The organism is Polaribacter tangerinus (assembly GCF_038024095.1).
GTDB lineage: Bacteria > Bacteroidota > Bacteroidia > Flavobacteriales > Flavobacteriaceae > Polaribacter > Polaribacter tangerinus.
The window spans coordinates 1414133-1437186 of the sequence record NZ_CP150668.1 but is presented as its reverse complement, the minus strand read 5'-3'; the positions used below and the strand labels follow the sequence as shown (position 1 = coordinate 1437186).

Here is a 23054-nt window from a genome sequence, read left to right as displayed (position 1 = left end):
TCGAAAAAACAATGATAAATACAAACTGGACAACTATTTTGATAGTAGTACTAATTGGTATTATTGTTGTTTTAAAATCTACAGATGCCGAAAGGTTAAAAGGATTTTTTTTCGCCTTTTTTACAAAAAGCTTCATTGAAAAAGAAGTCGAAGAAGAGCGAACTTATTTTCGATTTTTTAACGCTTTACTTTTTCTTTTTTCTATAAGTGTATTATCACTTGTACTGTTGTTGTTTTTAGCCAATACCAATTATAATTTTACTTTTGATAAGGGTTGTTATTTTAAAATACTATTGGTTGTTTTTTTATACTTTTTGTTTAAAAGTTTGATAGAATTAGCCATTTCTAAGCTTTTTTTTATTCAGAAAGACGTCCAATTTTACTTGGTTTCTAAAGCAGCCTATTTTTATGCTCTATGTTTTTGGCTTTTTATTCTCTTTACAATTACTTTTTTCAGTAAACTAAGTCCTTTTGTACTATACTTTTGTACCGTGTTTTTATTTTTTGTAAGATTTATTTTACAGGTATTCCATAACAAAAAGCTGATTTTTAGTAAGTTGTTTTATTTTATTTTGTACATTTGCACCCTTGAAATAGCACCGCTATTAATACTGTTTAAATTGATGCTTTAACTTTAAAAACCAAAGCGTATGAAAGTGAAAACGATTTTAGTATCGCAACCTGCACCCAAGACAGAAACTTCCCCCTATTTTGATTTGTCTGATAAACAAAAAGTAAAGATTGATTTTCGGTCTTTTATACATGTAGAAGGAATTCCTGTAAAGGAAGTTCGTGCAGAAAAAATTGATCTAAAAGATTTTTCTGCTATTATTTTAACAAGTAGAAATGCCGTTGACTTCTTCTTTAAAATTGCAGAAGAAATGCGTTTTAAGGTACCAGACGATATGAAATATTTTTGTCAGTCTGAAGCTGTTGCCTATTATTTGCAAAAATATGTGGTGTATAGAAAGCGTAAAATTTATGTAGGAAATAGAACTTTTCCAGATCTTACCAAGCTTATAAAAAAGCATAAAACTGAAAACTTTTTACTTCCATCTTCAGATAAATTAAAACCATTAATTCCAGAAGAATTGGACAAGTTAGGTGTTAAATGGCAGCGTTTAGACTTGTACAGAACTGTGGTAAGTGATTTGTCTGATTTAGAAAATGTGTTTTATGACATATTAGTTTTCTTTAGTCCGTCGGGAATAGAATCTTTACTTCAAAATTTTCCAGATTTTAAACAAAATAATACTAGAATTGCTGCCTTCGGAAACTCTACCGTCAAAGCAGTTACTGATGCCGGTTTAAGATGCGATATAGAGGCGCCTACTCCAGAAACTCCTTCTATGACTATGGCTCTAGAAAAATATATCAAATCAGTTAATAAAAAATAAAATAATAATAAATATACAGTAAAGCCAAGCATTTACAAATGTTTGGCTTTTTTGTTTTTTAAAAAACGATTGTTTTAAGGAGATGTGTTTTATTGTTATGTAACTAGTTTTTTTTAAGCAAATAATGTAGCAAAAGCCTCTTCAATTTTACCTACTAGTACTAATTTAATAGCTAAATTTTTAGCACTTATTTTGTTGTATTTAGAGGCTACAAAAGTTTTATAACCTAGTTTTTCGGCCTCTAGTATTCGTTGGTCAATTTTAGAAACCGGTCTTATTTCACCTGCCAAACCTACTTCTGCAGCAAAGCATACGTTTGGATTAATGGCAATATCTTGGTTTGAAGATAAAATAGCTGCAACTACAGCCAAATCTATCGCAGGATCATCTACATTTATACCACCAGTAATATTTAAAAAAACATCTTTTGCACCCAATTTAAAACCTGCTCTTTTTTCTAAAACTGCCAATATCATATTTAACCGTTTTAAATTATAACCTGTTGTAGAGCGTTGCGGAGTCCCATAAACTGCGGTAGAAACTAAAGATTGAATTTCTATCATTAGAGGTCTTATCCCTTCTAAAGTAGAGGCAATAGCCGTTCCACTTAAATCGGCATCCTTCTTAGAAATTAATATTTCAGAAGGATTAGAAATTTCTCTTAGTCCGTTAGATAACATTTCGTAAATACCTAGTTCAGATGTTGAACCGAATCGGTTTTTCTGACTTCTTAAAATTCTATAGGTATGATTTCTATCTCCTTCAAACTGTAAAACTACATCTACCATATGTTCTAAAATTTTTGGTCCAGCAATGTTACCTTCTTTATTAATATGACCAATTAATAAAACAGGAGTTGCCGTTTCTTTAGCAAATTTTATCAATTCTGCACTTGTTTCTCTAATTTGAGAAATGCTTCCAGGAGAAGCCTCGATGTTATTTGTATGGAGTGTTTGTATAGAGTCTATAACTAAAACTTCTGGAGCTGTTTCTTCAATATTTTTAAAAATTTGCTGTGTATTTGTTTCTGTAAGTATTAAACAATTAGAGTTTTTATCGTCTAATCTTTCGGCTCTCATTTTTATTTGAGACTGACTTTCCTCTCCAGAAACATACAAAACTTTCTGACTAATATTTAGGGCTACTTGAAGCAATAATGTAGATTTTCCAATACCTGGCTCACCTCCCAAAAGGGTAACAGAACCTTTTACTAAGCCACCACCTAAAACAGTGTCTAATTCTTTATTATTAGTTATAATTCTCTCTTCTGGATTAAGAACAATATCTGCAATTTTAAGAGGTTTGTTTATATGCTGTTTTGCAGAGGTAGACTGTTTCCAAACTCTTTTTTCTTCTTTTTGAATAATTTCTTCAACGATAGTATTCCATTCTTTACAAGCGCCACATTGTCCTACCCATTTTGCATGTTGAGTACCACAGTTCTGACAGAAAAAAGTCGTTTTAGTTTTAGCCATTTTTAGTGGTTTTTAATTTGATAAATGCAAAGTTACAAAGTTTTAATGTTAGAAAATGACTACTATAAATAGTACTTAATAGCATACATTTTAAATGATAAAACAATTTATTTCTTGTTGTAAATAGGGAGTATTAAAAAGGCCAAGCCACCAAATACTATAACCATTACTGTTTGCGCAGTCCACATAATCCACCCAAAAGCGGTGGCCATTTCTTCAGAAATATCGAATAATGCTAAGGCGCTTGCCACAGCAATTGGATACAAACCAATGCCGCCATTAGTAGCAGCAATTGCAAACCCACCCGCAATAAAACCTATTAAAACCCCACCAAAAGGCACTGTTAAATTATTAATGGCTGGTATTGTTGCCCAAAACATAGCAATATACATTAACCAAATAAAAAGGGTATGAAAAATAAAAGGCCATTTATTTTCCATTCTAAAAATACTTGTAATACCTTCTATTAATCCTATTACAAAAGTTTTAATTTTTAGTAGAAATCCACTGTTTGCTTTTTTAACAAAATTGGTAAATATTAAAAAACCAATTATTAAAAAAACTATTCCAATACCAATTTTTGTTGGATTAAAGTTTTTCGATAAAAGGTTATATATAAAATCGAACTGAACAAAAAGTGTAATTGCCAAAATCAAGAGCATCATTACAAGGTCGGCAATTCGTTCTGCAACAATAGTTCCGAATCCTTTTTCGAAAGGAATTTTCTCATAATTTGTCATTACTGTTGCTCTAGAAATTTCTCCTGCTCTTGGTATCGCTAGGTTTACTAAATAGCCTACTAAAACTGCTAAAACGCTATTGCCAAATTTTGGAGTATACCCCAACGGAGCAAGCATAAATTTCCATCTGTAGGCTCTCGATAAATGACTTAATATACCAAAAAGCAGTCCTAAAAAGACGAATCCGTAATTTGCTTCTTTAAAATAATTGGCAAGTATTTCTAGAGAGATATCTGCAATTGAATACCATACCAAAAAACCACCTATTAAAAGGGGCACGATAAGTTTTAATATTTTTTTAATGTTCAAAATTAAGTTAAGGTATTGTCTTCTTCATTAGGAAAAACCAATGAAGGTTTAAAGTTTTTGGCTTCTTCTAACTCCATAAAGCCATAAACTATTAAAATTAATACATCACCTTTGGCAACTTTTCTTGCCGCGGCGCCGTTTAAAGTGATTTCACCGCTGCCTCTTGGACCCGGAATTGCATAGGTTTCTAAACGTTCTCCGTTGTTATTATTTACAATTTGAACGCGTTCGCCTTCAATAATATTGGCAGCATCCATTAAGTCTTCATCAATGGTTATGCTTCCTATGTAATTTAAATCTGCACCTGTAACTTTTACACGGTGGATTTTAGATTTTACTACTTGTACTAACATTTGGTAAAAATAGGAATTTTTTAGTTACAATTCTCTAATTTAATATTGTCTATAAGTCTAATTTCTCCTGCAAAAACTGCCATAAATGCACGGTATTCGGTGTCTTGCTTTTTATTTGTTGCAGCTTGCAAAGTTTGGGTGTTTGCAATGCAAAAATATTCTAATTTTAGCAAAGGCTGTTTTTCAAATTCTTTTTTTACCCAGCTATTAATTTCTAAAATACTTTTTTGAGTAAATAATGTTTGAACTTGTAGCAGGGTTTTGTATATAAATGGAGCTGCTTTTCTATGTTCTTTTGTAAGTCTTACATTTCTAGAACTCATTGCTAGTCCGTCTTTTTCTCTGTAAATTTCACAACCTTTCACAACAACTGGTAACTTTTGTTGTTCAGTCATTTTTTTTACAATTTGTAATTGCTGAAAATCTTTTTCACCAAAATATGCGTTATTTGGCATTATTATTTGAAATAGTGCTTTTACTATGGTTCCAACACCATTAAAATGTCCAGTTCTAAATTCTCCTTCCATTTGATGCTCTAAACCATCAAAATTAAAGCTTTCAGATATTATATTTTCTGCATATATTTCATCAACAGTAGGAGCAAATAAGAAATCGCAATTTATACTTTTTAACAGCTCAATATCTTTTTCTAGGGTTTTAGGATATTTTTCTAAATCGCTCGAATTATCGAACTGTGTCGGATTTACAAAAATACTCACTACAACCACTTCATTTTCTGCCTTTGCCTCTTTTATTAAAGACAAGTGCCCTTGGTGTAAAGCTCCCATAGTTGGCACAAAGCCAATGGGTTGTTTTTTTGTTTTATATTCTAAAAGACAGTTTGTTATGTCTTTTTTTGTATTAAAAATTTTCATTCTAAAAATGTTGATAAGGAGTGCAAACTTACCATTTTAACACGATATTAGCATAAAAATTTGTACTTTTGGCAATCTCATAAAAGAGTTTGATTTAATGAAGGACAAGAGAATATTATATGTTTCCTCAGAAGTAGTTCCCTATTTACCGGAAACAGAGTTATCATCAACCGCATTTAATGCGGCTAAAAACGCGCATTCTAAAGGAGTACAAACCAGAATTTTTATGCCAAGGTTTGGTGTAATTAACGAAAGAAGGCACCAGTTACATGAAGTAATTCGTTTATCTGGGATGAATTTGGTTGTAAATGACATGGATATGCCATTGATTATTAAAGTAGCCTCTATTCCAAAGGAAAGAATGCAAGTTTACTTTATAGATAACGAAGAGTATTTTAAAAGAAAGGCTGTTTTTACAGATGAAGATGATGCATTGTTTGAAGATAATGATGAGCGTGCAATATTTTTTGCAAAAGGAGTTGTAGAAACTGTTAAAAAGTTAAATTGGGCGCCAGATATTATTCATGTTCATGGTTGGATGGCCTCTTTGCTACCACTTTATTTAAGAGAGTTTTACAATGAAGAGCCATTGTTTACAGAAAGTAAAATAATTACGTCTATATATAACAATCCATTTGAAGGTAATTTAGATGAAAAGTTAGCAGATAAATTAACTTTCGATCTTCATAAAAATAACAAAATTGAAACTGTAAAAGTCCCTAGCCATACTAATATTTTAAAGAGTGCCATCGAAAATTCTGATGCAATAATTCATGGTAGTGAAGATATTTCAGAAGAATTGGTTTCTTTTATTGAGTCTAAAGAAATTCCGGTTTTAGGATTTCAAGAAGAAAATTTTAAAGAAAGTTATTTAAATTTTTATGCTGATTTAGTTGCAGCGCAATAATTATTTTACAGTGAGAAAAATATTAAGAAAAAGCACCTATTTAGGTGTTTTGTTATTGGGGTTGGCAAGTATTGTTTCTTGCGAAGAAGATTTTACAAATATAAATTCTGGTGTTGTTACCAATACTAAATTTACTACTAACGATACTATTTTAGATGTAGTGGTTACCAACGCACCAATAGAGCGTTTGCGTGCAGATGGTTTGGCTTTAAACCAAACACCGTTTTTTGGTTTTCAAGGGCAATATTTGTTAGGTACTTACATAAGTGATTCGTATGAAAATATAGAGGCATCTATAGTGTCTCAAGTAAATATTAATCCAGATTTATCGCTTACAAGTTATGCCAATCCAGACAATTTATCGGTACAAACAAGTATCGATACTGCTTTTATTAAATTGCCTTACCAAGTAACTTTAGAGTCTAGAACTACAAGACCTGTCTTTAAATTAGACTCTGTAATTGGCGATACTTCTTTGCCATTTACTCTAAATATCTACGAGCTAGAAACGTACTTAAATAATTTAAATCCTTTAGATCCATCTAAGGTAAATTATTTTGCAACAGATGAGGTATATCAAACAAAAAATACTTCTTTAACAGCGGTAGATAACATGGATTTTATGCCTAATCCTAATGATACTTTGGTAATAATTAAGCGTAGAAATAGTTTGGGAGATTTACACGATACAGATACTATAAAATATACAACAAGTTCAGATTTGCCATTTCCAATGGCAATAATTCCGTTAAAAGAAACTTTTGTAAAAGAAGTTTTTTTAGACAATTATAACACCCCAAATTTTGCATCTCAAGATGCTTTTAATAATTATTTTAGAGGAATTATTTTAGAGGCAAAAGAAAAAACACATGCTTCAGGTAAAAGAGGTGGTTCTTTAATTTCATTTAATTTAAGAAACTCAAGTTCAGAAAGTTTAAGGCCACTTATAGAAGTTTATTATACAAACACTTACTTTAAGGCAAATTCTAGCCAAATAGATACAGTTATAAAGCAAAAGCATACTTTTCAGTTGGGCGGAATTATAAATAATAGCTACAAAATGAACCATAAAACTTATCCTGCAAACAATCAAGTTGTATTGCAAGGAGCTGCAGGTTCAGAGGCAAAAGTAGAAATTTTATCAACTGCTCAAATTGCTGCGTTAAGAAGTAAAAATTGGCTGATAAATGATGCAGAACTTACGTTTTACATCAATCAGGCATCGGATACTAGTAATGTAGCAAATCAATTGTATTTATATAAAAGAGGCGAGGATGCAAACGGAAAGATTGTAGCTAGCCATGTGAAAGATATTTTAAGTGAAGGAATTGTTTCTTTTGATGGAAGGTTAAGAAGAGAAAACAATAAGAAAGATAGGTATATTTTTGGCATATCAGATTATTTATCAGATATTTTAAGTGGTGCAACAAGTTACAATCCACCATTAAGATTAAAAGTTTATAACAGTTCAGATACGCAAATTACAGATACTATTTTTACAAATTACAACTGGAACCCCAAAGCAGTTTCTATTTTAAATGGTGATGAAACTTTAAACGGAGAAAGAAGAGCTAAGCTTAAGATTTCCTACACGGTTAAGAATTAAAAAATCAATCAATAAAATTGCAATATTATGTGTGGAATTACAGGATATATAGGTAATAGAGACGCCTATCCAATTGTAGTAAACGGATTAAAAAGATTGGAATATCGTGGCTATGACAGTGCTGGGATAATGATTTATGATGGAAAAAATATTCAGCTTACAAAAACAAAGGGGAAAGTTTCGGATTTAGAGGTTATTACCAATAAAGAAGAAGAAAGAAAAAAAGGAAACATAGGTATAGGTCACACACGCTGGGCAACACATGGTGTGCCAAATGATGTAAATTCGCATCCACATTTATCAAAATCATCCGACTTAGTAATTGTTCATAACGGAATAATAGAAAACTACGATTCTTTAAAGAAAGAATTAATAACTAGAGGATATACTTTTAAAAGTGATACCGATACCGAAGTTCTTATCAATCTTATAGAAGAAGTAAAAAAAGAAGAGAACTGTAAATTAGGTAAAGCAGTACAATTGGCGTTAAACAATGTTATTGGTGCATATGCTATTGCTGTTTTCGACAAAACTAAACCAGACGAAATTGTTGTTGCACGTTTAGGAAGCCCCATTGCTATTGGAGTTGGAGAAGGAAACTCTGAGTTTTTTATTGCTTCAGACGCCTCTCCTTTTATAGAATATACCAAAAATGCTATTTATTTAGAAGATGAAGAATTAGCAATAATTAAGTTGAATAAAGGGATTAAAGTTCGTAAAATTAAAGACGATTCTCTTGTAGATGCCAATATTCAGAAGTTAAAATTAAGTTTAGAGCAAATAGAAAAAGGAGGGTATGATCATTTTATGCTCAAAGAAATTTACGAGCAACCAAAGGCAATCACAGATACTTTTAGAGGTAGAATGTTACCTGACGAAGGACTTATTAAAATGTCTGGAATAGACGATCATTTACAGAAGTTTTTAAATGCCAATAGAATAATTATTGTGGCTTGTGGTACTTCTTGGCATGCAGGTTTGGTGGGAGAGTATCTTTTAGAAGATATGGCTAGGATTCCTGTAGAGGTAGAATATGCTTCAGAATTTAGATACAGAAATCCTATTGTTACTGCAAATGATGTTGTAATTGCAATTTCTCAATCTGGAGAAACAGCAGACACATTAGCGGCTATTAAATTAGCAAAATCTAAAGGCGCCTTTGTTTTTGGTATATGTAACGTTGTAGGTTCTTCTATTGCTAGAGAAACTCATGCAGGTGCGTATACACATGCAGGGCCCGAAATAGGAGTTGCCTCTACCAAAGCATTTACTACTCAAATAACACTACTTACTCTTATTTCTTTAAAGTTAGCAAAGTCTAAAGGAACATTATCTAACTCGGCATTTAGAATGTATTTGCAAAATATGCAGCTAATTCCGAATAAAGTAGCAGACTTGTTAAAAATAGATGATAAAGTAAAAGAAATTGCAGCCGTTTACAAAGATGCTCCTAATTGTTTGTATTTAGGTAGAGGATTTAATTTTCCGGTAGCATTAGAAGGTGCTTTAAAGTTAAAGGAAATCTCTTATATTCATGCAGAGGGATATCCGGCAGCAGAGATGAAACATGGACCAATTGCTCTAATTGATGAAAATATGCCAATTTTTGTAATAGCTACTAACAAAGGGCATTACGAAAAGGTGGTTAGCAATATTCAGGAGATAAAGTCTAGATCAGGTAAAATTATTGCTATAGTTACACAAGGTGATACACAAGTTCGAAAAATTGCAGATCACGTTATAGAAATCCCAGAAACTGAAGAGGCTTTAACCCCATTATTAACTACTATTCCGTTGCAATTATTGTCATATCATATTGCTGTAATGTTAGGTAAAAATGTAGATCAGCCTAGAAACTTGGCTAAATCTGTTACAGTGGAGTAGATATGTGTGTTGGTAATCCTTACTCCATAAAATGGATGTTAAGTTTCTCAATATCAATTACAACCACACATCTTTGGGAATCTAATTATACTGAATATCAACAATATTTATTCAATAGAATTTGTAAGTATAAAGAAGATATCCTTACCCCTATTGGATACAGAAAGATATCTCAAATTCTAAATGAGGAAGGGTTAAAAACACCTCGTGGTAATGTATTTAAAAACAACCATATTCATTCCATTTATAAGAAGGGAAAGATAAGAGAAGAGAGAATTAATAGAAAGGATATTGTTGAGGTTTCTGTTCCGATTATTGAGGAAATAAGGTAATACTAACTTTTTTCTTACCCTTCTAGATAAAAATACTTCACTTTTTTTACGTTTTCCTACACTTCGTGATACTTATATTAGATACTGGTATCCATCATAGGGTAAAATACCAACCACCCACGAGGGTTCTGAGGAATAGTTAGTGGGTTAGACGTCGGATAGTATTCTGTAAGATTGAAATAATATCTAAACATAACGGAAGAGGTTTCTCCGATAGTATCAAAAATGATTATACTATAAATCAGATATGGGTGATTCAATCGAACTGGTCTGAGGAAATTTATAATTGATTCAAAAAAGAGGTGAAATTCTTAAAGGGGATTGGTGTATCTAATACTGATTATACTCTAAGAGTTAAAAATTCAATCAAAATAAAATAATGGTTTATCCTATTTATAATAACTGTTTAAAGATGAAACAAACTAAATTAAATATTGAAACATTAAACTGGATTAAAGAAAATCCAAAAGAATTCACAGAGGAGTTAATCAGAAAATCAGAATTGATTAAGAACTTCTCAGATGAACTTGAACCCTATCGAATAAAGAAAGATAAAGAAGGATATCAAAAACTATTCAAAGAATTATTAAAAAAAGAAGAAGAAAAACAATGGAAGAAAGAATAACAAAACAACAACTAATGAAGATGTACAATGTAAACAGAACCACCATAGAAGAATGGAGAAAAAGGTTTGGTTTACCTATGATAGAAATTTCATCTCATAAAAAGTATATCAGGAAAACGGATTTATTAGAGTGGGAAAATCAAATGAAACAAAATCACACCTTAGTGTAATTCAAAAATAATTACAGTATCAAAATAAGATTGAATCACTATTTGATATAATATAAAGAATAAAAGAATTGTGATTACTATATCAGTTAATGAAAAAGTGTTTCTTTGTTGATTGATGTAGTCCTTTTATTTATTGAATTTGATATCAATTATTACTGTTTATTTACCCTCCTCATTACCTTTTTCTTTTTTAGATTTCTTCTTACCATAAATTGGTTTACCATTTGGAAGATAACCTAAGAAGAATCCTTTTGATTCCTTTTTTTCTATGACTTTAGGTTCCTCATAAAATTCAGAGTTCAAATACAATTCATTTAAGTAATCCATACCCTTTACAGTACTATTCATAAAAGGTTCTAAACTTCCCTCAGATTCTAAACATTTAATCAAATCTCTTTTAATTAATGGATAGACTAAGTATTCAATTTTTTTAATCGTTTGAACTTCGTGTTTGTAGTTAGTATCAACTCTCTTCTTACTCCAAAATTCACTTTTACCTTCAATCAAATCAATCATTTCACCAACCTTTTCCATCGTACCTAAGTAGATTGGTTTTCTTTTCCCAATAACTCTTACAGTTATTGTCCAACTACGATTTCCTTTGGTTTTATAATCACCAGTTAGTGTATCTTTTTGTTTGTGTTTGGGGTTTTTACTGATTGATGTAGAAAATGTAGGTGTAAGGGTTTTGTGGTATTTAACCATCTCATTGTATCCTTCCCTCATTTCACCTTTCCACTCTGTAAGTTCTTCCTTCTCCTTTTTCAGTTGAACCTTTATTCTCTCAATCTTCTTTTCTCTTCTTCTAATTTTGATTGTGAGATTTTCATACTTCCTTTTCCTATCTCGTTCCTCTTTTGGAAGGAACTCCCAACCATCTCCAACTTTTTTTATTCGGTATTTATCATCCATCCGATTTGTTCATTCTAATTGAACTGTAAAGTTATAAAAGTTACCTGACTTTTTCTAAAAGGTTGACATCTGGTAATACCCCATTATACTATTAGTGTAACAAAGTTTGAGAGGTCAAGGTTCTCCACCTCCATAAAGTGAGAATCGGAATTAAATAAAATTAAAAATTATGGAAACAAATTCAGAAATCAGATTCTCAGAAATGGAATCAAACAAACACCTTAACAACATAATGTATGGGGTTTGGGAAGAGGATTATGATGAAGAAACTCTTCTCTATTACTAAGAGGTTACCTGACTTTTAGTTGAGATGTTGACATCTGGTAACTTAGGATTATAATGTATATGTAACAAAGTTTGAGAGGGTAAGATTCTCCTCCTCTATTAAGTGAGAATCGGAATTAAATAAAATTAAAAACAATTAAAATTTATTAGAAATGAGTAAAAAACAAAACAAAAGAAACACGAAGAATTTCAGAAAGAAAGTGAACAAAAAAAATCCAAATCTGAAATCAAAATTACAAAAAACACTAATTGGAATTCACAATAGAAAAGTTGATTTCACTTCAATTAAAACTCCAATAACTGTTGAAGAATTCAGAGATAACCTTCTAAAATATTATTTCAGTATTGGAAGAAAATTATATGTGAATGAGTTAGGATATGTTGATGTAGATGAAATCAATTCAATGAAAGATATCTCAGATATGATGTGGGATAAGTATGGTGAAGAACAATTCCAAATCACCCCATTAGTAATCCAAACTGAAAGTTGGGAATCATTCTCAAAGAAGTATGTAGGTGATTACATCTCAAAAGGAATTGGTTATGTGTGTATGAAGTGGTGGTTGAATCCAAAAAACAACATTATCTATGAAAGAAACCTAAAAACCGAAAACAATCCTATGGATGGGTTTCAATATCTCTCAAAAACATATGGTGATGGACAACTGTATTGGAAAACCTACAATGAGTATAGTGGTAAGGGAGATAACTTCATTGAATTCTATGTAAAAACATTAGGAGAATTCGGTGTGAACCCAACTAAATCAATCATTGAAGAAGAACAAAATCAATTGATGGAAACAATCTAATGGTTGGTAGTTACCTGACTTTTAGTTGAGATGTTGACATCTGGTAACGGTAGAATAAGTTAATATTTTTAATATTACAAAAAAATGCAGCTAAAAAGCTGCATTTTTTGTTGTTTATAAAAGGCTATATTTTGCATTTATTTACTTTCTAACCTTTTAAGTTTCTTATTTAATTCTTTAATAGTTTGCTCTTTTTCATTTATTTCCAGTTGGTTGTATTTCATTCTTGTAAATAAGTAAATAAGAACTACTAAACTTTGAACATCAGAGGAGTTGTAAGGAATATTAATATTCAATTTGTTGGCTAAAACAATATAATAAACAGCATTAATGTAGCAATAGAGATATTTTGAAATACTTTTTTCATCTTCAAAAATATTTAATGAGTGCCAATTTTATCGTGTATTTTAGTAGGTACATGGTTGTTCCATTCCGTTAAAATATCGGTAGCTACACTTGCACCACTTCCCGCTGCAATTGCAAACTGACTTCGAATACCTGCAATAGTTCCACAGCAATATAAATTTTTACGTATTTTATAGTTACGGTTTTTAAGCTCAATTCTATCTTTTGTAGGATTTGCTCTTTTATGAGGTACTAAAAAGTTCTCTAATCCTTTAATAGTAAAAGGTTTTGAGTAATTTAAAGCGATTACTAGCGTAGTTGCTAGGTACCTACTTTTAGTAGTTACTATGGTATAGTTTTCTTTATTAGTTATAATTTCAAGTACTTTTTCATGTTCTATTTGTAATACTTCTGGATATAAACGAGATAATTGTAGTTTTCCATCTAATAAAATATCTTTACCTAGAGTTTTCGGAGAAATTCCCAATACATTATTAAAAAGTGCGTTTTGTAAATGCGATGCCTTTTGATGCATTATAATACCCATTTTTTTACTTTTTGCAAAAGGTTTATTTTTTGCAGAGCCTAAGACAAGTGCACACTGCATTCCTGCAACACCACCACCAATAATAAGAGCATCAAAAGAAGTCATTTTATAAAAATAGCGCTTTAATATTTGCTGTAAATAGTTTTACAGAAATTGCTAATAAGATAACACCAAAAACTTTTCTAATAATTTGTATTCCGTTGGGGCCAATAATTCTTTCTATTTTAGAAGAGGTTTTTAACACAACAAATATTAACAATACGTTTAGTAACACCGCAGTTATAATATTTTCTATATAAAATTCGGCTCTTAAAGAGAGCAAGGTTGTTAAACTTCCTGGTCCTGCAATTAGTGGAAAAGCCAATGGAAATACAGAGGCCGTAATGGCATTTACATCACCTTCGTTGTCTTTGTAAAGAGTAATACCTAGTATCATTTCTAGTGCAATAAAAAACAAAATAAAAGAACCGGCAACAGCAAAGGAGTTTACATCTATACCTATTAATCCAAGTAAACTCTGACCTAGAAACAAGAAAAAAATCATAATTATACCAGCAATTATAGAGGCTTTACCAGACTGAATATGACCTGCTTTTTTACGTAAATCTATTATAATAGGTATGTTTCCAACAATATCAATTACGGCAAACAACACCATAAATGCCGTTGCAATTTCTTTAAAATTAAAATTCATTTTACGATTATTTTTTGTGCAAAATTACTCAACTAAGTTTAGTTTCATGTAAAATTAAAGAAAAAAAATGTCTTATTTTTGCCACATGTTTCAATTAGGAAAAACAATCGTTTCAGAAGATATTATCGAAAAAGACTTTGTATGTAATATTTCTGCATGCAAAGGAGCTTGTTGTATAGATGGCGAAGCAGGTGCACCTTTAGATAAAGAAGAAACCAAAATTTTAGAAAAAATATACCCAAAAGTAAAACCCTTTTTAAGAAAAGAAGGTATTGCAGTTATTGAAAAAGAGGGTACTTGGGTAACTAGTGAATGGGGAGAGTTAGAAACGCCCCTTATTAACAATGCAGATTGTGCTTATGTAATTTTTGATGAGAAAAAAACAGCACTTTGTGGCATAGAAGAAGCTTATAATTCGGGTGCAATAGACTGGAAAAAACCTATTTCTTGCCATTTATATCCTATTCGTGTAAAATCCTATAGCGAGTTTTCTGCAGTAAATTATCATAAATGGGAAATTTGTGACGATGCTTGTTCTCTTGGAAAAGAGCTGCAAGTGCCGGTTTATAAATTTGTAAAACAAGCACTTATTAGAAAGTTTGGAGAAAACTGGTATAATCAATTAGAAAAAGTAGCAGAAAAACATCGAGCTACAGAGTAATATTTTATTATAACTATCTATAAAACAGCATTTTAATAATGCTGTTTTTTTATGGCACGTTCTTTGGTTTTGTATAATCTTAACATATAAACTTTCTGATTATGAAAAACTTAAAAAAAGTACCCACAAAACAATTAGAGAAGTTCTCTACTATTTTTACACAATTAGGACTTGTTTTGGTGCTATTTGTGGTTTATATTTCGTTAGAACACAAAACGTCAAAAAAAACGGTACAACATTTGGCACAAGTAAATTCGAATGTATATGTTCTTTTACCCCATGAAATTCCTGTTTTTAAAAGAGAAAAGAAAACGATTACTCCTTCTTCTCCTGTAGATAAAGTAACTAGGCTTATTTTAGATGAAAAAATTGAAAAAGGAGATAATACTATCGAAGAAAAGGTTTTAATAGATGAGCCCGATGCACCAATGGTTTTGGTAGATCCTAATAGTATTATTGAGGTAGATATACCAGAAGAAGACCCAATTGAAAATGATGTTGCCTTTATAAACATAGAAGATGCACCTGTTTTTAAAGGATGTGAAGGTTTGTCTAAAAAAGAAAATAAACGCTGTTTTGATAGAAAAATGAAAGAATTTGTGCAGCGAAATTTCGATGCTAACCTAGGAAGCGAACTAGGTTTACAGGCTGGAGTTCATAAAATTCAAACTCAGTTTTTAATAGATGCAAACGGTAATGTTGTAGATGTTAAAATTAGAGCACCTCATGTTCGTTTAAAGAAAGAGACTGAACTATTAATAAATAAGCTTCCAAAGTTTACACCAGGTAAACAAAGAAATACACCAGTTCGGGTTCGTTATACAATGCCAATTGCTTTTAAAGTGGAATATTAAATGCTTTTTATTGATTTTTAATAATCATGATGTTTTCATTGCTTTTCTGTGAAAAAGACTAACTTTGTGGTGTATAATTTTATATGAACACAAAACCCTATTATAAAAATGGAAGAATATCTTACAAAATTTGAAAGCTTAATTGTACAATATGCACCTAAAGTAGTTATGGCTTTGGTAATGCTTATAATTGGTTTAATAGTAATTAAAATAATTATTAATACCACTCAAAAAATACTTAGAAAAAGAAATGTAGATGTTACTTTACAGAAGTTTTTGGGCAATCTTTTAGGTTGGATTTTAAGAATATTATTATTTATTTCTGTAATTGCTAAGTTAGGTGTAGAAACGGCATCTTTTGCGGCCATTTTAGCAGCAGCAGGTTTGGCGGTAGGTTTAGCATTACAAGGCTCTTTAGCAAATTTTGCTGGAGGTGTTTTAATTATGATTTTTAAGCCTTTTAAAATTGGAGATTTGGTAGAAGCACAAGGAGAAATAGGTGTTGTAAAAGAAATAGAAATTTTTACAACTAAATTTACAGGCTTGTCTAATCGAGAAATTATTATTCCGAATGGTTCTTTATCTAACGGAAACATTATTAATTATAGTACAGAAGGTACTAGAAGAGTAGACTTAACTTTCGGGGTTTCTTATGATGCAGATATTAAAGAAACTAAAGAGGTATTAATGCAGGTTCTAACAACGCATCCTAAAGTTTTACAAACACCTGCACCAGCAGTAACAGTATCTGAATTGGCAGATAGTTCTGTTAATTTTGCTGTAAGACCTTGGTGTAAAACAGAAGATTATTGGACCGTATTTTTTGATGTTACAGAAAACACTAAACTTGCTTTAGACAAGGCAGGTATAGAAATTCCTTATCCACATCAAGTAGAAATTAAAAAGTAGGTTTCTTTTTCTTTTCTGGAATTACTATAAAATCTTTTAAATAAAAAGGTTCAAAATAAGCGACATCTTCGATGTCGTTTTTTTTGTGCTTTTCAAAAGATAAAGTACTCATTTGCTTCGCAGAAGGAAATACATCATCTATAAATATTGCATTTTTGTGCGTAATTGTTTCTTTGCATTTTTTTGCACCATCGCCTATAAAGTAAACAAGGCCTTTATCTAAAAATTCTAAAAAGGAGTCTTCTGTAATTACTACTGCCGCTGTTTTGCTAACTTGTTCATATTTATGGTTAAAAACAGCACTGTACACCTCCATTCTTCTGGCATCTAACATAGGTATTATATGTCCGCTTTCTATTTTTATAGCTATCGATAATGCTTTAAGAGTATCTACAGATATTAATGGTTTATCTAGTGCAAAACAGAATCCCTTTGCTGCAGATACACCAATTCTTAATCCAGTATAAGAACCAGGTCCTTTACTCACGGCAATTGCACTTATTTCTTTTACATCAATTCTAGCTTCCTTTATAACCGATTCTATGTATGTGTGTAAAACTTCTGCATGAGAGTAATTACCATTATTTAGTTCTTTAATGGCAATAGTTTCTCCGTTTTTTGCTATGCTAACAGAGCAGTTTTTTGTGGTAGTTTCTATATTTAAAATAATTGCCAATTCGATTTTTTTTACAAAGATACTATTTCAAAAAAGAAAACCTCACAGAATTTTATAACTGTGAGGTTGAAAAAGATGTTATTTCTTTTATTCTAAAATTAGTTCACCTGAGTAAAATTGCAACACTTTAGTTTTAAACACATAGTCGTATTTAGAACGTATCATGGCACCTTCAGCATTTACCAAACGGGTTCTTACCAAATCGAAGTCAAACAATGTCATTGCACCGTAATTATATCTTTCTTGCGCGTTTTTAAACGCTTCTTTTTGTGCAGCTAAAGATATTTTTGCAGCCTCAAATGTTTTTAAAGCCGATTTTACATCTAAAAATGCTTGCTCTATAGTTTGTTTTAGTTGTAGCTTTTGGTTTTCTAATCTTGTTTGAGATATTTCTTTATTGATTAAAGACTGTGTAACTCTATTTTTTGTTTGAAATCTATTAAATATTGGAATATTTAAAGAAATTCCTGCTCCGTAATTAAAACGATCATTTAAAAACTCGAAGAAACTTATATTAGTTTGCCCTGGTCTTAAATTATTAAATTGATGAAAATAAGAAGATCCAAGACCAATAGAGTAGGTTAAACTTGGTAAAAAAGCACCTTTTGCTAATGCAATATTAAAATCGGCATTTTCTATATCTAATTTAGCTCTTGTTATTTGAGGCATAAAATCTAAGGATTTCTCATATACAGAAGACGAATTATTGTAGAACAACTCTGCACTCGGGTTTTCTACATTAATTGGAGCAACATCAAAGTTTTCTGCAGGTTCTTGCAATAATTGAGCAAGGTTTAAAATAGCTAAATCTAAGGCGTTTTCTTGTAAAATTACATTTTGTACGTCATTAGCCGCTGTAGATTGAAAATTTAATAGCTCTCCTTTTGCAATAGATCCGGCATTAAACCTAGCTTTGGCTGCTTCTATTTGCTTTTTACTAATTTCTGCTTGTACTTTAGCAACTTCTAAATTTTCTTTTGCAAACAATACATTTAAATAGCTGTTTACTACTCTTAAAGAAATATCATTTTCCATTTGCTTTAAGTTAAGCAAACTAGTTTCTACGCCAAGTTTAGCTTGTTTATAGGTGTTTGTATTTCTAAATCCATTAAAAATGGTACCACCACTTGTTATATTAAATGATGCGTTTAAGTTTTTTGTGTTCGATAAAATACCTTGTTCGTTAGGAGAAAGACCTACATTGTATCTGCCAGATGAAGATCCAGATAAGTTTGGTAAAAAATTACCTTTGGCAATTTCTACGTCTTTCTTTGCTAATTCTACACTCAGTTTATTTTGTTGTATAGAAATATTTTTTGTTAAAGCTTGGTCAACAGCTTCCTTTAAAGTCCATTGTTTTTGAGAAAATGCGGCAATTGATGTAAAAAATGCAGCACATAATAAAAGTTTAGTTTTCAAAATATTTTTTTTTGGTTGATTTTATTTTTAAAAAACGCTAATCATTCACGATAGATATTCGTATAGTGTTTTAATAAGACGCTTGTAATTAAATTTTGTTACAAATTAACCTAGCTTATTTTAGTATTAAATCTTCTTTTTTTTTATTGTATCTGTAGATTGTATAGAAAAGGATACCAACTAATATGTAGGGAAATACCATTAAATAAGTAATACCACTATTTATACCTTCTGCCATTGCAACATCTCCGTTTTCTACAACGGCCTTACACATGGCACATTGTGCTATTGCATTATTTGCAGCAAGTATAAAAAGTAACGATATGCCAGTTTTTATTTTTTTACACATAATAAGGAGATATCATTATATACACTATTACACCGGTTACAGCAACATATAGCCACAGCGGAAATGTTTTTTTAGCAATTTTTTTATGAGCCTCAAACTTTCCTAGTTTTGCTCTCATATATGTAATTAAAACAAAAGGAATTACAATAATTGAGAGTATAATGTGCGTAAAAAGAATAAAATAATAAATGTATTTTATCACACCTTCACCTCCAAATTTAGTAGAATCGCTGGTCATATGATATCCAATATACATTACTAAAAAAAGTAAGGAACATATTATTGCTAAAGTATTTAATTGTTCGTGCAATTTCTTATTTCCTTTTTTAATTGCAATAACAGCAGCAATAAGAAGAATAGCTGTAAGACCGTTTATACTTGCATATATTGGAGGTAAAAAGGTTAAAGGCTCTACATTAAAACCTAGTTCCTTTAAGTTGATACCAAATAACGCTGCTACTGCTAGCGGAATAATTATAGATAGTGCTATAATTATTTTTTTATATTTTGCTTCTTTAGTTTCTATGTTATTCATTTAATAATTTTTTAATATCTTCTTTCAGTTCTTTTATTTGATCTTCAAAACCTTGTTCTTCGATTGCTCTGTAGTACATTATTGGGTTTCCGTATTCATCTTTACGAGACCTTATATATCCGTTTTTGTCTACTAGAGCAAACAACCCAGAGTGTTCAAAGCCACCGTGTTCTGCATCTCCTTTACCAGCATAAAGTTTAAAACCTTTGTTAGACAAATTGTATACTACAGATTCTTCTTTACCAGTTAATAAATGCCAGTTTTTATGGTTTATTCCGTTTGCTTTTGCATATTCTTTTAATACCTCTGGAGTATCAATTTCTGGTGTGATAGAAATGGAGGCAATGCCAAAATTACGATTCCCAAAAAACTCATTTTGAATAGTCAGCATCTTTGCATTCATGATAGGACAAATTGTTGGACATGTACTAAAAAAGAATTCAACAACATATACTTTACCAATGTATGTTTTATTTGTAATTTTTTCTCCTTCCTGATTTATAAATTCAAATTCTGGTACTTTATTAAAAGTAACTAAATCGGTTTTTTTAAATTTATTTACAACTTTATGAACTGTGTAAATACCGAACAATAAAATAACCAATGATATGCCTATGTATGAGTATTTTTTATTCATAATTTTTAAATATCTCTATCTGCGTTATTTTTTTTAAGTGCCAAACGATACTCTGCTAAAAGAACTTTTACATCATCTTTCATTTTATTTTTTAATACAGCTACAGAGTTCATGTTATACCCCATAATTAATCCATTTTTCGAATCCTTATCGTCTGTTCTACCTCTTAAGTTTACTTCTTTATCTATAATGTAAGCTTCAGAAATTTGACCATCAACTAATTGCTTATTGGTATTAAAACTATCGTATAAAGCGTTTATTTCTTCCTTAGAGCTTGCTATAAATTGCCATTTTGCCATATCGGTAAATGCACCTACTTCTTTTTCTAATTTGCTTACTTCGATTTCTTTTTCTTTCGGATATATAGCAATCATTTGAAAATCTTTAAAACCGTAGAAAGGTTTGTATATTTTTTGATTTAAATTAAATACTGCTCCTTGTATGTTTTCAATATCATCCCCTAAAAAACAAACAATAGATATTTTATTTTTAAAACTTATTTTTTTAGTTTTTGTTATTAGTTGAATATCGGCAACATTTTTTGTTACAACAGGCAATTTTGCGAAATTGTTAATACCTGACGAGAGTAGTAAGTAAAACAAAAGTGGAGATATGAATAGTAAAAACAATACCACTCTTTTTTTTGTGATAAATTTCATTTTATTTTAAGTTTTTAACCAATATTTAACAAATTTAAAGCAAAAAAAAAGGTGGTTTAAACCACCTTTAAAATTTTATCTTACCATCTTACAAGTGGCGATAATGTATCGTAAATATATTCTCCTTCTAGTAAGAAGAGAGTTACCATATATATCATTAGAAATACACCAGACCAAACAATAGCTCGTCTAAACCATTTTTTTTCTCCTTCTAAGTGCATAAAAACCCATGCAATTCCGTAAGCTTTTGCTAAGGTTAAAATAATAAATATCCAGTTTAACCAACTTGTTCCTGGTCCATGTAAATGAAGTGCACTAGGTTTAATAATTCCTAAGTATACTTCTACTAAAGTTATTACTGAAAGAATACCAAATACAATCCATATTCTTTTTGCGTTCGATTCGTGTGCGTGTCCTGCCATTTCTATCTTTTTATTTTAATTATACTAAGTAGAAGAAGGTAAATACAAACACCCAAACTAAATCTACAAAGTGCCAATATAAACCTACTTTTTCTACCATTTCGTAGTGTCCTCTTTTCTCGTAAGTTCCTAAAATAACATTAAAGAAAACGATAATATTTAAAATAATACCAGAAAGAACGTGAAAACCATGAAAACCAGTAATAAAGAAAAAGAAATCTGCAAAAATAGTATTTCCGTATTCGTTTACTTTAAGGTTAGCACCCTCTACAACCATTTTTGTTTTTGCTAATTGAAGGGTCCCTTCTTCTCTAGAAAGGATTGTTTTTTTCTTGGTAGATAAATCTATCAATTCTGTACGAACCTGTACATCTGGGTTTGCTTCATAAGCTGCAATTACTTCGGCAACAGAATAGTTCGCTATTGAAGCCTCTTCCTGGTACCACAAACCGTTTTTCTTTGTATGCTCAACTCTTTCTTCTGCAGGATTACTCACAACAAAGTCTGAAAGTGCAATTTGTTTGCCGTCTTTTACAAATTGTAAAACTTTACCATCTGTAGTTTTAACAGCACCATAAGAGCCTTTGATAAAAGTGTTCCACTCCCATGCTTGAGAGCCAACAAATATAATACCACCAATAATGGTTGCAAACATGTACCATGCAACTTTTGTTTTTTTCATTTGGTGGCCAGCATCAACCGCTAATACCATTGTTACCGAAGAAAATATTAAGATAAACGTCATGATTGCTACGTATATCATCGGAAATTCTCCATGAATAAAAGGTACGTGAGTAAAAACCTCATCTGCAATTGGCCAAGAGTCGATGAATTTAAAACGTGTTAAACCGTATGCTACTAAGAATCCTGTAAAAGTTAATGCATCTGATAGGATAAAAAACCACATCATCATTTTACCATAACTAGCACCGAATGGTTTTATTCCGTTTCCACCACCCCAGGTATTTTTCTTGTCAGTTGGTACAGCAATATTTGCTTCCATAAATGTTTTTCTATTAATTGAATATTAAAAATAGTCTTGCAAAAATAATCATTTTTCATCATCTAATAAAATAGAAAAAGAAAAATAGATAAATCCATAGTATATCTACAAAATGCCAAAAGAGAGCACCAAGTTCAAACCCTAGTAAATCATTTGGTTTGTACTTATATTTAAAATGATTATAAATAACAACTAAAAGCACTATCAGTCCTGCTAATAGGTGTAAAACATGTAAAAATGTTATGCCAATAATAAAGGATGTAGATACGGTACTTTCGGGTCCTGTAAAATACAAACCACTGCTTTTTAGTTGATTAAAACCCTCGTATTGTTGCCAGATAAAACCAATACCTAAAATTAGTGTAATGACCACTGTTACCAACGATAGTTGTCTTTTGTCTTGTTGTAATAGTTTCTGAGAGATTATTAGAAAAATACTACTTGCAATTATTAAAAGAGTACTAATGTAAAAGCCATTTGGTAAATCGAAAGTTACCCAATCTTCTCTTTTTGTACTTACTACATATGCACTTGTAAGGCCGGCAAAAAACATTACCATGCTAATCATAGAAACCCAAAGCATTGGTTTTGCAGACTTTCGTTTGGCGGCAATTTTCTCTTCTTGTAATGTTTGTTCTGTAATCATTTTTATAAATTTAATGTAA

29 protein-coding genes are annotated in these 23054 nt (G+C 30.8%); 12 read left to right on the top strand and 17 right to left on the bottom strand.

The features are described 5' to 3' along the window. Nucleotides 1–11 precede the first annotated feature (11 nt). Together WHD54_RS11865 and WHD54_RS06245 are read left to right on the top strand one after the other, a co-directional pair. Entirely contained in the window at nucleotides 12–632 is a 621-nt protein-coding gene (locus WHD54_RS11865; protein WP_143744263.1) for a DUF4271 domain-containing protein, read from the top strand. A gap of 18 nt (nucleotides 633–650) precedes the next feature. Beyond that, a complete protein-coding gene (locus tag WHD54_RS06245) occupies nucleotides 651–1397 on the top strand; it encodes a uroporphyrinogen-III synthase (protein ID WP_088324264.1) in 747 nt (248 codons plus the stop codon). Between the two features lie 113 nt (nucleotides 1398–1510). Here the strand turns inward: WHD54_RS06245 and radA are convergent, their stop codons facing one another. From radA to panC, 4 genes are all read right to left on the bottom strand, one after another. After that, nucleotides 1511–2872: a DNA repair protein RadA gene (gene radA, locus WHD54_RS06240; protein WP_088324265.1), complete on the bottom strand. Its 1362-nt coding sequence runs from the start codon at nucleotides 2870–2872 to the stop codon at nucleotides 1511–1513. Between the two features lie 107 nt (nucleotides 2873–2979). Continuing rightward, nucleotides 2980–3891 (bottom strand): lysylphosphatidylglycerol synthase transmembrane domain-containing protein, encoded by a 912-nt coding sequence (locus WHD54_RS06235; RefSeq protein WP_233131004.1) that lies wholly within the window; start codon nucleotides 3889–3891, stop codon nucleotides 2980–2982. A gap of 32 nt (nucleotides 3892–3923) precedes the next feature. Further along, on the bottom strand, nucleotides 3924–4274 hold the full coding sequence (panD, locus tag WHD54_RS06230; RefSeq protein ID WP_088324267.1) for an aspartate 1-decarboxylase: 351 nt from the start codon (nucleotides 4272–4274) through the stop codon (nucleotides 3924–3926). 20 nt (nucleotides 4275–4294) lie between these two features. Then, the gene (gene panC, locus WHD54_RS06225) at nucleotides 4295–5149 is read right to left on the bottom strand and encodes a pantoate--beta-alanine ligase (RefSeq protein ID WP_088324268.1); all 855 of its coding nucleotides are present in this window, start codon (nucleotides 5147–5149) and stop codon (nucleotides 4295–4297) included. Between the two features lie 97 nt (nucleotides 5150–5246). On the opposite strand from panC, the gene WHD54_RS06220 reads away from it, so the two are divergent. The 6 genes from WHD54_RS06220 to WHD54_RS06195 all read left to right on the top strand — a co-directional run bounded on the left by WHD54_RS06220 (nucleotide 5247) and on the right by WHD54_RS06195 (nucleotide 10673). Further along, complete coding sequence (locus tag WHD54_RS06220; RefSeq protein ID WP_088324269.1) at nucleotides 5247–6056, top strand: glycogen/starch synthase; 810 nt, start codon at nucleotides 5247–5249, stop codon at nucleotides 6054–6056. Between the two features lie 10 nt (nucleotides 6057–6066). Continuing rightward, complete coding sequence (locus WHD54_RS06215) at nucleotides 6067–7662, top strand: DUF4270 family protein (RefSeq protein ID WP_158211821.1); 1596 nt, start codon at nucleotides 6067–6069, stop codon at nucleotides 7660–7662. Between the two features lie 27 nt (nucleotides 7663–7689). Further along, nucleotides 7690–9546, top strand: coding sequence for a glutamine--fructose-6-phosphate transaminase (isomerizing) (glmS, locus tag WHD54_RS06210; protein ID WP_088324271.1), 1857 nt, complete (start codon nucleotides 7690–7692; stop codon nucleotides 9544–9546). 2 nt (nucleotides 9547–9548) lie between these two features. Next, on the top strand, nucleotides 9549–9878 hold the full coding sequence (locus tag WHD54_RS06205) for a hypothetical protein (RefSeq protein ID WP_088324272.1): 330 nt from the start codon (nucleotides 9549–9551) through the stop codon (nucleotides 9876–9878). A 412-nt stretch (nucleotides 9879–10290) separates the two neighbouring features. After that, on the top strand, nucleotides 10291–10503 hold the full coding sequence (locus WHD54_RS06200) for a hypothetical protein (RefSeq protein WP_088324273.1): 213 nt from the start codon (nucleotides 10291–10293) through the stop codon (nucleotides 10501–10503). Further along, nucleotides 10488–10673, top strand: a complete 186-nt coding sequence (locus WHD54_RS06195; protein WP_088324274.1) for a helix-turn-helix domain-containing protein — start codon at nucleotides 10488–10490, stop codon at nucleotides 10671–10673. The genes WHD54_RS06200 and WHD54_RS06195 overlap by 16 nt, the downstream gene beginning before the upstream one ends. Nucleotides 10674–10832: 159 nt before the next feature. Here the strand turns inward: WHD54_RS06195 and WHD54_RS06190 are convergent, their stop codons facing one another. Then, a complete protein-coding gene (locus WHD54_RS06190) occupies nucleotides 10833–11585 on the bottom strand; it encodes a hypothetical protein (RefSeq protein ID WP_088324275.1) in 753 nt (250 codons plus the stop codon). Nucleotides 11586–12022: 437 nt separating this feature from the next. Between WHD54_RS06190 and WHD54_RS06185 the strand changes: the two genes are divergently transcribed. After that, nucleotides 12023–12679, top strand: coding sequence for a hypothetical protein (locus tag WHD54_RS06185; RefSeq protein ID WP_088324276.1), 657 nt, complete (start codon nucleotides 12023–12025; stop codon nucleotides 12677–12679). A 137-nt stretch (nucleotides 12680–12816) separates the two neighbouring features. On the opposite strand, the gene WHD54_RS06180 is transcribed toward WHD54_RS06185, so the two are convergent. The 3 genes from WHD54_RS06180 to WHD54_RS06170 all read right to left on the bottom strand — a co-directional run bounded on the left by WHD54_RS06180 (nucleotide 12817) and on the right by WHD54_RS06170 (nucleotide 14265). After that, nucleotides 12817–12975: a hypothetical protein gene (locus WHD54_RS06180; protein ID WP_158211822.1), complete on the bottom strand. Its 159-nt coding sequence runs from the start codon at nucleotides 12973–12975 to the stop codon at nucleotides 12817–12819. An 83-nt stretch (nucleotides 12976–13058) separates the two neighbouring features. Next, nucleotides 13059–13676: an FAD-dependent oxidoreductase gene (locus tag WHD54_RS06175; RefSeq protein WP_088324277.1), complete on the bottom strand. Its 618-nt coding sequence runs from the start codon at nucleotides 13674–13676 to the stop codon at nucleotides 13059–13061. Nucleotide 13677: 1 nt separating this feature from the next. Continuing rightward, nucleotides 13678–14265: a MarC family protein gene (locus WHD54_RS06170; protein ID WP_088324278.1), complete on the bottom strand. Its 588-nt coding sequence runs from the start codon at nucleotides 14263–14265 to the stop codon at nucleotides 13678–13680. An 85-nt stretch (nucleotides 14266–14350) separates the two neighbouring features. Between WHD54_RS06170 and WHD54_RS06165 the strand changes: the two genes are divergently transcribed. The 3 genes from WHD54_RS06165 to WHD54_RS06155 all read left to right on the top strand — a co-directional run bounded on the left by WHD54_RS06165 (nucleotide 14351) and on the right by WHD54_RS06155 (nucleotide 16689). Continuing rightward, entirely contained in the window at nucleotides 14351–14926 is a 576-nt protein-coding gene (locus WHD54_RS06165; protein ID WP_088324279.1) for a DUF3109 family protein, read from the top strand. Between the two features lie 101 nt (nucleotides 14927–15027). After that, on the top strand, nucleotides 15028–15780 hold the full coding sequence (locus WHD54_RS06160) for an energy transducer TonB (protein WP_088324280.1): 753 nt from the start codon (nucleotides 15028–15030) through the stop codon (nucleotides 15778–15780). A gap of 108 nt (nucleotides 15781–15888) precedes the next feature. After that, a complete protein-coding gene (locus tag WHD54_RS06155) occupies nucleotides 15889–16689 on the top strand; it encodes a mechanosensitive ion channel family protein (protein ID WP_088324281.1) in 801 nt (266 codons plus the stop codon). On the opposite strand, the gene tsaB is transcribed toward WHD54_RS06155, so the two are convergent. The 9 genes from tsaB to WHD54_RS06110 all read right to left on the bottom strand — a co-directional run bounded on the left by tsaB (nucleotide 16679) and on the right by WHD54_RS06110 (nucleotide 23050). Continuing rightward, complete coding sequence (tsaB, locus tag WHD54_RS06150; protein ID WP_088324282.1) at nucleotides 16679–17365, bottom strand: tRNA (adenosine(37)-N6)-threonylcarbamoyltransferase complex dimerization subunit type 1 TsaB; 687 nt, start codon at nucleotides 17363–17365, stop codon at nucleotides 16679–16681. The two genes, WHD54_RS06155 and tsaB, sit on opposite strands and share 11 nt — an antisense overlap. 87 nt (nucleotides 17366–17452) lie before the next feature. Next, nucleotides 17453–18784, bottom strand: coding sequence for a TolC family protein (locus WHD54_RS06145; RefSeq protein WP_088324283.1), 1332 nt, complete (start codon nucleotides 18782–18784; stop codon nucleotides 17453–17455). A 115-nt stretch (nucleotides 18785–18899) separates the two neighbouring features. Next, nucleotides 18900–19133, bottom strand: coding sequence for a hypothetical protein (locus tag WHD54_RS06140; RefSeq protein WP_088324284.1), 234 nt, complete (start codon nucleotides 19131–19133; stop codon nucleotides 18900–18902). Continuing rightward, nucleotides 19126–19668: a DUF420 domain-containing protein gene (locus WHD54_RS06135; protein WP_088324285.1), complete on the bottom strand. Its 543-nt coding sequence runs from the start codon at nucleotides 19666–19668 to the stop codon at nucleotides 19126–19128. The genes WHD54_RS06140 and WHD54_RS06135 overlap by 8 nt, the downstream gene beginning before the upstream one ends. Then, complete coding sequence (locus WHD54_RS06130; protein WP_088324286.1) at nucleotides 19661–20305, bottom strand: SCO family protein; 645 nt, start codon at nucleotides 20303–20305, stop codon at nucleotides 19661–19663. Before WHD54_RS06130 ends, WHD54_RS06135 begins: the two co-directional genes overlap by 8 nt. A gap of 5 nt (nucleotides 20306–20310) precedes the next feature. After that, the gene (locus WHD54_RS06125; protein ID WP_088324287.1) at nucleotides 20311–20964 is read right to left on the bottom strand and encodes a hypothetical protein; all 654 of its coding nucleotides are present in this window, start codon (nucleotides 20962–20964) and stop codon (nucleotides 20311–20313) included. 80 nt (nucleotides 20965–21044) lie between these two features. After that, complete coding sequence (locus WHD54_RS06120) at nucleotides 21045–21386, bottom strand: cytochrome C oxidase subunit IV family protein (protein ID WP_088324288.1); 342 nt, start codon at nucleotides 21384–21386, stop codon at nucleotides 21045–21047. 19 nt (nucleotides 21387–21405) lie between these two features. After that, nucleotides 21406–22389 (bottom strand): cytochrome c oxidase subunit 3, encoded by a 984-nt coding sequence (locus tag WHD54_RS06115; protein ID WP_088324289.1) that lies wholly within the window; start codon nucleotides 22387–22389, stop codon nucleotides 21406–21408. 58 nt (nucleotides 22390–22447) lie between these two features. After that, the gene (locus tag WHD54_RS06110; protein WP_088324290.1) at nucleotides 22448–23050 is read right to left on the bottom strand and encodes a cytochrome c oxidase subunit 3; all 603 of its coding nucleotides are present in this window, start codon (nucleotides 23048–23050) and stop codon (nucleotides 22448–22450) included. Between the last annotated feature and the right edge of the window lie 4 nt (nucleotides 23051–23054).